General features: G+C 38.4%; 12 protein-coding genes and 1 pseudogene. 11 read left to right on the forward strand and 2 right to left on the reverse strand.

From position 1 onward, the window contains the following. The first annotated feature begins 11 nt into the window (after positions 1-11). The 9 genes from panB to priA all read left to right on the forward strand — a co-directional run bounded on the left by panB (position 12) and on the right by priA (position 9089). Complete coding sequence (panB, locus tag IPO27_07765) at positions 12-830, forward strand: 3-methyl-2-oxobutanoate hydroxymethyltransferase (GenBank protein MBK8846428.1); 819 nt, start codon at positions 12-14, stop codon at positions 828-830. Positions 831-863: 33 nt separating this feature from the next. Continuing rightward, the gene (locus IPO27_07770; protein MBK8846429.1) at positions 864-1565 is read left to right on the forward strand and encodes an RNA pseudouridine synthase; all 702 of its coding nucleotides are present in this window, start codon (positions 864-866) and stop codon (positions 1563-1565) included. 59 nt (positions 1566-1624) lie between these two features. Continuing rightward, positions 1625-2047, forward strand: coding sequence for an azurin (locus IPO27_07775; GenBank protein MBK8846430.1), 423 nt, complete (start codon positions 1625-1627; stop codon positions 2045-2047). A 171-nt stretch (positions 2048-2218) separates the two neighbouring features. Beyond that, positions 2219-2560 carry a hypothetical protein gene (locus IPO27_07780; protein MBK8846431.1) on the forward strand — a complete coding sequence of 114 codons (342 nt, stop codon included), beginning with the start codon at positions 2219-2221 and terminating at the stop codon, positions 2558-2560. Then, complete coding sequence (locus IPO27_07785) at positions 2505-3755, forward strand: hypothetical protein (protein ID MBK8846432.1); 1251 nt, start codon at positions 2505-2507, stop codon at positions 3753-3755. The genes IPO27_07780 and IPO27_07785 overlap by 56 nt, the downstream gene beginning before the upstream one ends. Positions 3756-3763: 8 nt before the next feature. Next, positions 3764-4504 carry a T9SS type A sorting domain-containing protein gene (locus tag IPO27_07790; protein ID MBK8846433.1) on the forward strand — a complete coding sequence of 247 codons (741 nt, stop codon included), beginning with the start codon at positions 3764-3766 and terminating at the stop codon, positions 4502-4504. Between the two features lie 517 nt (positions 4505-5021). Then, positions 5022-6512 carry a hypothetical protein gene (locus tag IPO27_07795; protein MBK8846434.1) on the forward strand — a complete coding sequence of 497 codons (1491 nt, stop codon included), beginning with the start codon at positions 5022-5024 and terminating at the stop codon, positions 6510-6512. Positions 6513-6612: 100 nt separating this feature from the next. After that, positions 6613-7044 (forward strand): hypothetical protein, encoded by a 432-nt coding sequence (locus tag IPO27_07800; GenBank protein MBK8846435.1) that lies wholly within the window; start codon positions 6613-6615, stop codon positions 7042-7044. A gap of 53 nt (positions 7045-7097) precedes the next feature. Then, the gene (gene priA / locus IPO27_07805) at positions 7098-9089 is read left to right on the forward strand and encodes a primosomal protein N' (protein ID MBK8846436.1); all 1992 of its coding nucleotides are present in this window, start codon (positions 7098-7100) and stop codon (positions 9087-9089) included. A gap of 70 nt (positions 9090-9159) precedes the next feature. Here priA and IPO27_07810 read toward each other — a convergent pair whose 3' ends face one another. Next, positions 9160-10488: an amino acid permease gene (locus IPO27_07810; GenBank protein ID MBK8846437.1), complete on the reverse strand. Its 1329-nt coding sequence runs from the start codon at positions 10486-10488 to the stop codon at positions 9160-9162. Positions 10489-10856: 368 nt separating this feature from the next. Between IPO27_07810 and IPO27_07815 the strand changes: the two genes are divergently transcribed. Continuing rightward, positions 10857-12188: an MATE family efflux transporter gene (locus IPO27_07815; protein MBK8846438.1), complete on the forward strand. Its 1332-nt coding sequence runs from the start codon at positions 10857-10859 to the stop codon at positions 12186-12188. A 40-nt stretch (positions 12189-12228) separates the two neighbouring features. Next, positions 12229-13178 (forward strand): annotated as a pseudogene (locus IPO27_07820) (methionyl-tRNA formyltransferase). A gap of 64 nt (positions 13179-13242) precedes the next feature. Here IPO27_07820 and IPO27_07825 read toward each other — a convergent pair. Then, on the reverse strand, positions 13243-13893 hold the full coding sequence (locus IPO27_07825; protein ID MBK8846439.1) for an NAD(P)-binding domain-containing protein: 651 nt from the start codon (positions 13891-13893) through the stop codon (positions 13243-13245). Positions 13894-13898: the final 5 nt, after the last annotated feature.

Consider the following 13898-nt stretch of genomic DNA (forward strand, 5'->3'; position numbering starts at 1 on the left):
AATTAGTATTAATGAGTATACATCAATCTGAAATGAAGCGCGTTACTACTCACCGGCTGCAAGAAATGAAAGTTAAAGGTGAGAAGATTGCAATGCTAACTGCATACGACTTTAGTATGGCGGGTATTATTGACAAAGCCGGCATTGATATTATTTTGGTAGGTGATTCGGCAAGTAATGTTATGGCGGGGCATGAAACAACCCTGCCTATTACGCTCGACCAAATGATTTATCATGCATCAAGTGTAGTGCGTGCAGTATCGCGTGCTTTAGTGGTAGTTGATTTGCCTTTTGGTTCCTACCAGGGAAACAGCAAAGAGGCTTTAAATTCAGCTATTAGAATAATGAAAGAATCTGGTGCCCATGCCGTAAAACTCGAGGGGGGCAGGCAAATAAAGGAATCTATTGAAAGAATATTAAGTGCTGGAGTTCCTGTAATGGGACACCTTGGCTTGACGCCACAGTCTATTTATAAATTCGGAACTTATGTAGTTCGTGCAAAAGAAGAAGCCGAAGCACAACAGTTGATAGAAGACGCCCAATTATTAGAAAACACGGGTTGTTTTAGTGTAGTGCTCGAAAAGATTCCCGCAACGTTGGCGCAACAAGTTGCAAGCAATTTGAAAATTCCAATTATTGGAATTGGTGCAGGAAACGGAGTTGACGGGCAGGTATTAGTATTACATGATATGGTTGGAATAAATAATGAGTTTCATCCGCGATTCCTGCGCAAATATGCCAATGTACACGATGTTATGTTGAATGCAACCGAAGCTTATATCAACGATGTGAAGAGTGGCGATTTTCCCAACGATACTGAAAAGTATTAAATGATATTTTCTAATTAAATTCTAACTAAGAGTATGTATCCGCTTATAGATACAGACATAATTTACGAAGACAACCACATTGTTGGAATAAATAAACACCCGGGTCATATAGTGCAAGGCGACCGAACAGGTGATATGCCTTTGTCTGAACTTCTGAAAATTTATTTACGCAAAAAGTACAATAAACCGGGTAATGTATTTGCCGGAGTTATACATCGGCTTGACAGGCCTGTAAGTGGTGTGGTTTTGTTTGCAAAAACAAGTAAGGCTCTTGCGCGCATGCATATGCTGTTTAAGGAGAAAACAATTCAAAAAACATATTGGGCCATTGTAAAAAACAAGCCTGTAAAAGATTCGGGAACGATAAAGAATTACTTGTTGAAAAATGAAAGGCTTAATAAAAGTTTTGTTGTGCCCGCAGATACGGTTGGCGCTTCATTAAGCGAATTGCATTACAAAATTATAGCGAGTTCGGATAATTATTATTTAATCGAAGTTAATCCTATTACCGGTCGGCATCATCAAATTCGTGTTCAACTCTCTAATCTGGGGTGTCCTATTAAGGGAGATCAAAAATATGGAGGATTTAGAAGCGAGCCTGATGGGAGCATTTTTTTGCATGCTCGAAAAATTCAATTTTTGCATCCTGTTAAAAACGAACCGGTTGAGGTAATTGCTAATCCTCCTAAAAATAGTTTATGGGATTTCTTTATGTCAAACCTTCAAAACAAATGATAATTAGATACAGGTATTTGATTCTTGTTGGTTTTGTTTTATTTATTACCGCTTGTAATATGAACGGCAGTTCCTATGAGCTTAAAGAGATAAATCCTGAAAACCCATCAATAGAATTGTCACTAGCTGCCAAAGGCAATTCCATGGACAGTATTCGTTTTGATAAATCTGAATTGCGGGTTCGTGAGCATACAACCATTAGGTTAACGCTGATCAATGAATCTAATGATAGTAGCATGAAGCATAATTTTGTTTTGGTAGAAGAGGGTAGTGGACCTGAAGTTGCTTCTGAAGGAGTTTCAGCAGGAATGGCATATGACTTTGTTCCAAAAAGCAATAAAGTGCTGATAAAGACTTCACTGTTGGGACCTGGCGAAGTTTGTTCTATAACTTTTACCGCCCCCCAAAAAGGCAACTATGACTATATATGTTCCTTTCCGGGACATGCTGAAAAGATGGCAGGAAGGTTTATAGTAGAGTAAAAAATTTTTTTTCACAAGACTTCAATATTCTGTTTTTTTAGTTATTTTTGGTTAAACTTAATTTCAATGAAAAGTATTCTTATCGTTTTATTTTGCTCCCTTTTTTTTTACGCTCAGGCACAAGATTGCCAACATAATAAAAGGAAAAAAAGAGGAACAAGTTTTTCCAAATTGAAAAGTGCCCCGGGAGATTCAATAAATGTGGAGCATTATCAAATAACCATAGACAGCATTATAAATAATGCTGTTAAAGCAATCTATGCAGATACCGAACTTAAGTTGCGCGCTACAACTAATGGTGTTACCCATATTGATTTATCCTTACTTAAGCTCACTATAGACTCAATCACGAGCAACGGTAGTACCTTGCCTTATACCTATAATGACACTACAATCCACATAACTTTGCCTTTTACCATGAATAGTGGAGATTCTGTAACTATAGCTATATACTATCATGGTAAGCCTTTTAACAGATGCCTCCGGCTGGGGAGGGTTTTATTTTACAACTAATCATGTTTTTAACCTTGGAGTAGGTTTTGCTGCAGATCCGCATGTATATGGCAGAGTATGGTTTCCATGTATTGATACATTTGATGATAAAGCACTTTACGATTTTTTTATAGCCACCGATTCAACGAAAAAAGCATTTTGCAATGGGATGCTGCTTGACTCTTTATTGTTACCAAATGGTAAACGGCAATGGCATTGGAAGATGAATCATCCCATTCCAACCTATTTGGCATGTATGGCTGTAAGCGGTTATAAAACATATAAGCAAACCATAGCGGGTATACCGGTAGAAATAGCCGGCCAAATAGCAGATAGTAACCGCATTAAGAATACATTTACGCATCTGCCTGATGTTGTTAATGCTTATGTTGATGCATATGGGCCTTATCCTTTTGATAAAATCGGATATAGCCTGGTTCCATTTAATTCGGGAGCAATGGAACATGCTACGCAAATTACCATTGGTAGTGCATTTATAGATGGTACCACCACTTACGAAACACTATGGGCGCACGAACTGGCCCATATGTACTGGGGCGATATGGCAACCTGCAAGACGGCCGAAGATATGTGGCTAAACGAGGGTTGGGCATCATTTAACGAAGCTTACATGACCGAAAAAGTATATGGGTTGCAGGCATATAAAGATCACGTTTCAGCAACACACAAATATGTTTTGCAATTTTCGCATATAGACGATGGCAGTTATTTAACCATGAATAACATTCCACATGCATACACTTACGGCACTACAGTGTATAGGAAGGGTGCTGACCTTGCGCACACCCTGCGTCACTATTTAGGCGATAGCCTTTTTAAAATTGGTGCTAAATATTATTTCAATAACCGGGCCTATGGCAATGCAAGTTCTGCAGACTTTCGCGATGACCTTACAACAGCTACCGGGGTAGATATGACTCGCTTTTTTAACGATTGGGTTTTTACTCCCGGATTTCCTCATTTCTCTATTGATTCTGTTGTTTTCGTTCCGGGCGGCCTCGATCACTATTTTGTTTACACCCGTCAACGCAGTAAAGGAAACAATCACATCTACAACATGCCTGTTGATATAACCCTCAGTAATGGTGTTGATGATACAACATATACCATCGTAATAGATAGTGCTACCAACTCTTTTCATATTGCAACCTTGGGTGTTTTTGATCACTTTATGCTCGACCTCAACGAAAAATAAGCGATGCCATGACCGATGATTTAGTTATTATTGATACAATTAAAACGATTAGTCTGCCCGAAACATTTACTTTCATTTCTGCTCTAAATGTTCCTACTCCAAAGAATAAAATTCGTATCGAACATAATTGGGTAGCTGCCGATCCATTCAAAAAATCTAATCCCGGAATTCGAATTTCTAATTACCGGTATTGGAATGTAGTAGGTAAATTGCAAAATGATTTTCATGGAACTTTAAGATTCAACTATGATGGACGCACCGTGAATGGAGCAGGATATCTTGATAATACACTAATCTCAGCAACCGAAGATAGCCTTGTGCTGCTGTATCGCAAAAGTGTGGCTGACGATTGGCAAGTGATTCCTCATACAATAAATTTTAATGGCAGCCATATAGATAAAGCTGGCACAATTACAACCGATAGTATCCGACTAGGAGAGTACGCACTTGGATATTATGATTATACGGTCTCTATTGCAATACCAATAAAGAAACCAGATTACAAGTTAACGGTTTCCCCAAACCCGGGTAAGGGTGAGGTTTCGGTTTCGTTTGCAATTGAAAGCGCACGATCAGCTGAAATTATTATTTGCGATAGCAATGGAAGACAAGTATTTGCTACAAAAATTTTCCCACACCAGGAAATGATCAAGTGGGATGCTGGAAATTGCAGTATTGGAAAGTACTTAATTACTTTAGTTATTAATGGCCAAACTGCTCAAACAGAAAAGTTTATATTGACCAGATAAAATTGAATTTGATGTCTTTCTATCAAGTCGCAATATTTTACTTTTCAACACGAAAGGTGAATAGTAAAGTTTAGTATTATTCTTTTGTTCGTTTACTGGCAAATTGATTGGCGAACATTGAAATTACTTCGGTAGTATACTTTTCAATTCTGTTGAAAATAAATAGCCTACGCCTGCTTCAACCGATTCCAATTATAATTTTAAGTTTTCACTTTTGTTTGGTAAAAATGTTTGAGATTGCAAGAGTTCAAATTCTATCTTTCTTTAATGTTTCGTACAGGCAAATATCATGAAATTTGCATAACCATAATTTCTTGTGCACAGTAGCTAACAAAGTAAATTGTATTTGACTCATTAAGCTGTACAAGAATAAATCACAAAACGAATGATGAGTAGTGCCATCGTAAGTTTTAATGATTGAGGCTGACGTAAATTTAATTATTAAAATAGGTATCTAAGGTAATAAAATACCAAAGGTTAACAAAAACGCTCTAATCGTTTAGAGCAAAAACACTTTATGCATTCAATTATTTTGAAAAGGAAAACATATATAATTCTCTTCTTAATTACGTTGATAAGCAATGCATCTGCACAAAGTTATCAAACTACCAACCTTGTATTCGATTCAAAAGTTTTTGGTGATTATCGTAACATAAGCGTTTATCTGCCTCCTTCGTATTTTGCAAGTAATGCAACAAATTACCCGGTGCTATATGTTCTAGATACTGAAGTTACAAACGAAACCGTGTTAAGCTATTTTGAATCAGAAGCCCGATTGGGCACCAATATTCCAGAACATATTATTGTAACGGTAACGCTATATCCTCCTTCTAAATTCAAGCCTGATTTATTACCCGCTGTATCTATCGCAAGCTCAACGAGCAGTCAGAAAGTTATTGATTTTTTCGAGAGCGAATTAGTTCCATTTATTCGTAGAAACTATCGAGCCAGCAGCTATAAGACAATTGGTGGGCAACAGTATGGAGGATTATTTGCAGCATATGCCTCACTAGTAAGACCTGATTTGGCAAACGGCTTTATTGCCATAAGGCCGAATTTAGAATGGAATAATTCCTTCCTAAAGGGACTGGCAAAGCGCACGTTAAAAGAGCAAAGGGATTTTAAAACCAACTTGTTTATTACAAGCAATCAAAATAAAAATAAGGAAGCTGAGGATTTTATGTATGCAGTTGCAGGTGGCTTCCTTTCCCGTAAGCATACTTCGGGATTTATTATTCTATTTGTAATGTTAATGCTGTTAGTTATGCGAATGGAGTTGCGTTCGCGCAAGTTCGGTTCGGTTACTTACAATGGTGTTCCTTTTGCATTGGGCGTGCTTGCTATGCCGGTGTGTTTATATTTAATTTCAAATTATATTCCTTCCAATAGCAACTTCCAACTCAGGCAATTTAAAGAAGAAAGTAATGCAACAACAGAAGTTGCTAGTTATAAGTGGGCCATGTACCGAATTTTTGAAAATAGCAGAATTCCCGATGGCAGAATTAACAAACCTTCGGATGTTGTAAATTACAAATCGAAGGTGTTGAATTATTACGGACAACTATTACCAATTCCTATGGAGGTTTGGAAAAAGACAATATATGCGAATCAGGATAATCATCCATTGCTTTCTGCAATTGAGTATCAGGTAGAGCAACATTTGCCTCAAGCCCATGAGGATTTCAATTACCTTTTTTGTAATTTGCTTATCCAACAAAATAAATTACAAATGGCCGAAACAGTGGCAGTGGCTTATCTTCGTAAAAATCAATATTCTTATCGCAATCGCGAAGTGATGGCACGAATTAATTATGAAAAAAAATTATTTGACGCAGCCTTATCTGATATACAATTTTCTATAAGCATGGCAAAACAGCAACGAGCTCGAACGTATATTCTTTCTGAATTAGAAGAAATTCAAAGAAGAATAGAGAATAGGAGCACTTTGCAGTATAAACCCGAGAGTAATATTAAGCGTAATTACAGTGCGGGTTTTGAGCCTATTTAGAAGGATTTCAATTGGGAATTTTTGCCATTGCATGGAAACTGATATTATCATACCTAAATCCTTTAGGTTTAATTGATGCATATTTTTCATATTTGCCCAAATGTTTGTCAACGTTATATTACCACTGTACCTCACCCGAGAGTATTCGTATTCGGTGCCTGAGGCCATGCAACCTGCTATTGCAGTGGGTATGCGAGTTTTGGTATCGTTTGGCAAGCAAAAAATTTATGCCGGTATTGTAAGTAAAATGCATAATGATGCTCCTGCTAACTACGAAGCAAAACCAATACTAGAGCTTACTGATGATACCACTGTGGTAAACAAATACCAGTTGCACCATTGGAAATGGATAGCAGAATATTATCTCTGCACCCTGGGCGAAGTAATGTCGGCAGCATTACCCTCTTCGTTAAAAATAGAAAGTGAATCAACCTTGTCGCTTCATCCTGATGCTGAACTGGATGCCCATAGGTTAAACGATAAGGAGCATTTACTTATTGAAACACTGCAAAAGAAAAGTCGCTTGCCTTAAAAGACGCAACTAAATTACTTGAGCTAAAAAGCATTTTGCATGTACTTAAAAAATTGACAGGATTAAAATTGGTAGTTGTTAATCAAAATGTGGATGCTGAAAGCCGAGGTCGAAAAATTAGTTATGTCAAATTGGGTAGTGCATGTTTTGATGAGGTAGCTATAAATGATATATTTCAAAAACTAGAAATTAAATCACCTAAACAGTTTGAGTTATTGCTACATTTTTATAATCAAACTTTGGATGAAAAAGAGACGAAGTATGTAGCAAAAACAAAATTGTTGAAGGCTTCAAAATCGAGCAGTGCCATTCTTGCACAATTGTGCAAGAAGAATATTCTTGAAACTTTTGAAAAACCGGATTTTGAAATTCCCTTGCTTAATACAAGTGCCATACCACCTAAGCCCCTTTCGCAGGCGCAACAAGTGGCCTATGAAAACATTAACAGGGAGTTTTTGACCCATGAAATAGTGTTGCTGCATGGAGTAACAGGAAGTGGAAAAACTGAAATTTACATTCACCTCATTGAGCAACAAATAAAGCAATGCAAACAAGTGCTTTACCTTTTACCGGAAATAGCTTTGACTACGCAGATTATTCAGCGTTTGCAATTACACTTTGGTGAACAATTGTTGGTTTATCACAGTAAGTTAAATGAGCATGAACGTTTAGAAACCTACAACCGCATATTAAAGTATGAACGCGAAAAATTAGAGAGCAGATTCGATTATCAGATAGTGATAGGGGCGCGCAGTGCAACCTTTTTGCCTTTTAGCAATTTAGGATTGGTAATAATTGATGAGGAGCACGAACCAACCTACAAGCAGCAAGACCCTGCACCACGTTATCATGCACGCGATAGCGCCATTGTGCTTGCACATGCGCACAATGCTAAAGTTTTGTTAGGCAGCGCTACTCCTGCAGTAGAAACGTATTATAATTGCCTCGAAAATAAATATGGCCTTGTTAAACTAAATACGCGGTACAACGATATTCTCTTGCCTTCCATTGAATTGATAGATTTGAAGGAAGCGTACAAGCGCAAACGAATGAAAAGTATTTTCGAAGAAAAGTTTTTGGCAGGAATAAATAATGCATTGCAAAAAGGTGAACAAGTAATTTTGTTTCAAAACAGGCGAGGATATGCGCGCATGCTTGAGTGCAGTCAGTGCGCCTATGTGCCACAATGTATTAATTGCGATGTTTCGCTTACCTATCATAAATATAGCGCCAAGATTATATGCCACTATTGCGGATATAAAACGGATATTCCAAAAAATTGTAAAGCATGTGGCAACCCGTTACTCAAAATGAAAGGAACAGGTACCGAGAAAGTGGAAGATGAACTATCTGTATTTTTTAATAATAGTAACATAGCGCGATTAGATTTAGACGCTGCGCGAACGCGCAACGCATATCAGTCTATACTGAATAATTTTGCTGATGGCAGTACCGATATTTTGGTTGGCACACAAATGATAAGTAAGGGCCTCGACTTTGAAAATGTTACCACCGTTGGAATAGTAAATGCCGATAGCCTTTTAAACTTTCCTGATTTTCGTTCGGTGGAGCGTAGTTTTCAGTTAATGGTGCAGGTGGCAGGGCGCGCAGGACGTAAGCATAAGCAAGGACATGTGATGATTCAAACATATAATCCTCAGCATAAAGTTTTTGAGTGGGTGGTTAATAATGATTATGCTTCTTTTATAAAACATGAACTTGCAGAGCGTAAAATGTTTCATTATCCGCCATTTTACCGATTGCTATATCTTACACTCAAACACAAAGATTTTAGTAGTGTAGATGCAGGGGCATTAAAGTTTGTAGCATTATTAAGAGAGCAGTTTGGCGGTCGCATTTTAGGGCCGGTAACTCCAGATGTTTCCAGAATTAACAACATGTATATTCAGCAGATTGTAATGAAAATTGAACGCGATGCATCCATGAAAAAAGTTAAGCAAATGCTGCATGCTATTCAATCCTTGTTTTTTGCTGATGAAAGATTCCATCAGATGATTATTATTGCCAACGTAGATCCATTGTAAGTATCCTTATCGAAATTGGTTTTACAAATAGTAAGGGTCTGGCACCGTGTTTACTTGATAGCCATAGTAGTTACACTCCCTGGTTTTTATTTTGATTGATAAAAATATAATACAAAACTAATCCTGAAATAATGATGCTGAATGCTCCCAGAATAAATTTCCATTCGGAGAAAGTAAATATATATAGCCAAATAGAAATGCTAATGATGGAAGGAATAGGAAAAAATAACATTTTGTATATAGAAGATTTGCCATCTGCTGCACGGTTGTAAAGCAACCCTGCTGCCTGCGAAACAAACTGTATTAAAATGCGCACTACCACAATGGCCGAAATAATATCGCCCATCCGATTAAGCAGGCTGAAGCAAAAAGCCACAGCACCTAATATCAAAAGTGAGTAATGGGGGAAGTTTAGCCTTGGATGTAATTTAGCGAAAATGCGAAAGTAATTTCCTTGGGCCGCAGCAGCATAAGGTATGCGCGAATAGCCAAGTACTACAGCAAACAAGGATGCAAATGCAACAAGCAAAATGCAGCAAGTTGCAAATGCAGCTACGGTTGGATTGTAGATGCGCTCGAAAAAAAGGCTGATGACAAATTCGTTTTTTGCAGCTTCTTCAAAACCGACTACCCGCAACACGCTCCATTGCATTAACAGATACAACATGGTAATGATGACAATGGATATAAAAATACTGCGTGGTATATTTTTTTGAGGTTGTCGAATTTCGCTGCCTAGATGACAAACATTATAATAACCTAAAAAGCAATAAATGGTTTTGAGTGATGCGGTATTCAGATTTTTTAAAAAATCATAATTCCAGTTAATGTCAAATAATGAGCTGAGTTGCTCTACCTGCACCAATGGCTGGGTATAAAGCAAGCCCGAAATGATAAGCCAACTCATTAGTCCAAAAACTAATATCGAAAGTAAAATAGAAATATTACCCACCGTAGTTACTTTGCGAAATAGCATGGCCACAACCACAATAACAAGTGCACCACTTGTTAACCGTTGCCATATACCATCAAGAGGAATGAGATATTGAAAGTATTTAGAGAAACCAATAGCTCCGCTTGCTATAACCAGTGGGGCTTGTATGGTGGTTTGCCATAGGAAAAGAAAAGCCATGAGCCTGCCAATGCCAAACCGCTTGTAAAGCTGTTGATTGAAAGCATAGGTGCCGCCAGCTTCGGGGTGTGCAGCGCCAAGAGCGCTCCAGGTAAACCCATCCATAAAGCTTAACAATGCACCCAGCAACCAGGCAAGCATACATTGCACGCCTCCCATAGCACTCATCACAAATGACAAGGCTATGAATGGCCCTATGCCAACCATATCAATTACATTGATTGCAGTTGCTTGTGTTAGGGATAGCGCACGATTTAACCCGCTCATAATTATTTTATGTTCAAAGAAAGTTATTTTTATCGGATGTGTGGTCTGCTATTTAAACACGTGCAATGGCATTTGCAAGATAGTTCGGTGTTTGGTTTTGCAAATTATTTAATGAAGTTTTTAAAGAACAATATTTGGCATATAGGTCAATGTTCTGCAGCTATATGTATTTTTTTGGAGTAATTGAATAAACGGAGGAATAACTAAATAGTCACTAGCCCTGATAGTAGTGGAAATCCTTTTTTTTACTATTAAAAAACAAACTCAAAAAAAGATTGCAACGGATAGCAGGTACTTTGGTTATTAGTACCATTAAGTGAGGCTCCAATTAATTATGATGCTGTAAAAAAATTGCACCTTTGCCGGTAATGAAAGTAGAAGCCACGTATGCACAAGTTTGGAAAATTGCTTTTCCTATTATGTTGGGAAGCATAGCTCAAACTATTTTGAATGTTACTGATACGGCCTTTATGGCTAGGGTGGGAGAGGCGCCACTTGCTGCAAGTGCAATAGGTGGCGTGTTTTATTATGTGCTGGTTATGGTGGGTATTTCGTTTTCGATAGGAGCACAAATTGTGATGTCGAGGCGCGCAGGCGAAGGCGACCGCGAGGGTTTGCGTACCACCTTTCAGCAAGCATTTATATTGCTGTCGCTTACTGGGTTGCTATTGTTTTTTGTGGGACACTTTGGTGTGCATTGGTTGTTTGAGTATACCATAAACGATGCTGAGGTGCGCGATCAGGCTGTAACCTTCGTAGTGTACCGCTCGTATGGATTGTTATTGCTAGTGCCGTTGCTAAGTGTACGTGCTTTTCTTGTTGGAATTTCTGAAACAAAATTGATAACGGTGCAATCGGTTATTAGTTGCGTAGTGAATGTGGTGATTGGTTATGTGCTTATTTTTGGCAAAGGAGGATCTACTGCAATGGGCATTGCAGGTGCCGGTATAGCTAGTGCAATAGCTGAGTGGGTATCGAGCTTGTTTGTTTTGTTTGTGGTTCGTTATTACAAAAAATTCAACGCTTATCAACTGTTTTATAAGCTTGCATCACATGGCGCAGTAATTAAGAATATGCTCCATGTTTCGTTTCCGGTGCTGATGCAAAATACACTCAGCATGGGAGCTTGGTTGTTATTTTTTATGCTGATAGAAAAACTGGGCACACATGAGTTGGCTATATCTAACGTGGTGCGTGCAGTATATATGATATTGATGACGCCTGTGTTTGGGTTTTCGAGCGCTGCCAACGCCATGACTGCTAATTTGATAGGACAAGGAAGAACTGAGGATGTACGTGGGCTGTTAATAAAAATCACGATTTTTTCGGTTAGTATAATTTCGGTGCTTGCACTTGTCTCGGTGCTGTTTACCAATCAGATATTAGGGGTAGTGACCAACGATGCCGCTACGATAATTGATGCGCGACTAAGCTTTTACATTGTTTGTGCTGCAAGCGTTTCGCTGGCAGTATCGCTAGTACTATTATCTGCGGTATCGGGCAGCGGAGCTACGCGTGCTGCCCTGGTTATTGAGTTTGTAAACATAGCCATATACGTTGCGTTTATTTATATATGTTGTATACACCTTAAGACGAAAGTAGAGATTGTATGGCTTAGCGAAATTCTCTATTGGGTACTTATGGGTGCAATGGCTTATTTTTACCTCCGTAGCGGAAAGTGGAAGTCCATTAAAGTGTAGCGAGATTTTTATTAAGGTGGCTTTGATAATGATATAGCAAATGAGAATAATATTTTACGGAACACCGGAATTTGCTGTGCCTTCTTTGGAGGCACTTGCAAACCAAGGGTATGAGGTAGTAGCAGTAGTAACAGCAGTAGATGCACCTGCAGGCCGTGGCTTGCAATTAAAGCATAGCGCTGTTAAAGAATGTGCTTTGAAATTCGGCATAAAAATACTTCAACCTGAAAAATTAAAATCACCCGAATTTTTAGCTGAGATTAGGAACCTGAATGCCGATTTGCAAATAGTGGTTGCATTTAGAATGATGCCATACGAGTTGTGGAGTATGCCGCCCAAAGGAACATTTAATTTACATAGTTCGCTGCTGCCGCAATATAGAGGTGCGGCACCAATCAATCATGCAGTAATGAATGGGGAGAAAGAAACAGGAGTTACTACATTTTTTTTGCAACAGGAAATTGATACAGGGAAGATTATTTTTCAAGATACGATAAGTGTTGGAGATGAAGATACAGCTACATCGGTACATGACCGCCTAAAAGTTGTTGGAGCACAACTTGTATTGATAACTGTAAAGGCTATAGAAAACAATACGGTGCAGGCTATAGACCAATCGCAAATGATGAAAGGCGAACTAAAGTTGGCACCTAAAATATTTAAGGAGGATTGCAGAATTGATTGGACGAATAATGTAGAGCAGATTCATAACAAAATAAGAGGCTTATCGCGCTACCCAGCTGCTTTTACAACATTGCGTGATGCCAACAACTACGTGCATAGCGTGAAAATTTATACTTCACAAATAGAGAGAGCACCACACAGCTATAAACCGGGAAGAGTAATAACCGATGCGCGCACGTACTTAAAAGTAGCTGCCACCAATGGTTTTGTAGTAATTAGCGAATTACAACTAGCCGGAAAAAATCTATGAAAACAGAAGAGTTCTTACGAGGTTATAAGTTTAGCGATGAGCAGTATTTTTCTTAAACCGTATTAACGAGCTTGCCAATAAGGCTAATTGAAACGAAGGCATGCAACAGAAAAATGCCGATTACTTTTTTAGCAGTTTGAAGGCATGCGTCCATTTATTGTTTATGAAACCCGGAATACACCATAGCATACATAGTGGTTCAATAGCACGGGCTGCTTCTGCAGCACCCATATCTTCGGTTTCCCAACCAAATGCATCAAGAATGGATTTTACTTCTGATTTTGCATTTTCATTATTTCCACAAATAAACATGGATGGTTTAGTGCCTCCAAAATCAGGATTTACCATAAACGCACTACCTACACTGTTGAAGCATTTTACAAAGTTCGCTTCGGGCGTCATGCGCTGCAATTGCTCCATCAGCGAATCATCAAGTGTTGTAAAAAATTTTAATACTCCATTTTGTGGTGGTGCATCGGCAATTGGATTAGTAGCGTCAATAATAGTTTTGCCTTTAAGGTTTTCAAGCCCTACCATTTGCAATGCCATAAGAGCTGCTCCACCTTTAATGGCAAGTACAATCAGTTCTGCGTGTTTAGCAGTTTGCTCAAAGGTATCTATGCGTATGCTATCGGTTAGCTTTGGCTTTAACTCTGCATGCTTAGCTGCATTGTTGGTGCCTAGCACTACATCATATCCAATTTTGCAAAGCCCATTTGCCAGCACCTGACCTACAATGCCACTTCCAATTACTCCTGCTTTTTTCATCATTTTAA

The sequence above is a fragment of the Bacteroidota bacterium genome, assembly GCA_016714535.1.
GTDB lineage: Bacteria > Bacteroidota > Bacteroidia > AKYH767-A > OLB10 > JADKFV01.

What these genes read in the sequence shown, in the direction of transcription:
- IPO27_07785 (MBK8846432.1), top strand. Translation starts at nt 2,505, where the DNA reads ATGGTAAGCCTTTTAACAGATGCCTCCGGCTGGGGAGGGTTTTATTTT.
- IPO27_07800 (MBK8846435.1), top strand. Translation starts at nt 6,613, where the DNA reads ATGTTTGTCAACGTTATATTACCACTGTACCTCACCCGAGAGTATTCG.
- IPO27_07810 (MBK8846437.1), bottom strand. Translation starts at nt 10,488, where the DNA reads ATGAGCGGGTTAAATCGTGCGCTATCCCTAACACAAGCAACTGCAATC.
- IPO27_07775 (MBK8846430.1), top strand. Translation starts at nt 1,625, where the DNA reads ATGAACGGCAGTTCCTATGAGCTTAAAGAGATAAATCCTGAAAACCCA.
- IPO27_07825 (MBK8846439.1), bottom strand. Translation starts at nt 13,893, where the DNA reads ATGATGAAAAAAGCAGGAGTAATTGGAAGTGGCATTGTAGGTCAGGTG.
- IPO27_07795 (MBK8846434.1), top strand. Translation starts at nt 5,022, where the DNA reads ATGCATTCAATTATTTTGAAAAGGAAAACATATATAATTCTCTTCTTA.
- panB (MBK8846428.1), top strand. Translation starts at nt 12, where the DNA reads ATGAGTATACATCAATCTGAAATGAAGCGCGTTACTACTCACCGGCTG.
- IPO27_07770 (MBK8846429.1), top strand. Translation starts at nt 864, where the DNA reads ATGTATCCGCTTATAGATACAGACATAATTTACGAAGACAACCACATT.
- IPO27_07790 (MBK8846433.1), top strand. Translation starts at nt 3,764, where the DNA reads ATGACCGATGATTTAGTTATTATTGATACAATTAAAACGATTAGTCTG.
- IPO27_07815 (MBK8846438.1), top strand. Translation starts at nt 10,857, where the DNA reads ATGAAAGTAGAAGCCACGTATGCACAAGTTTGGAAAATTGCTTTTCCT.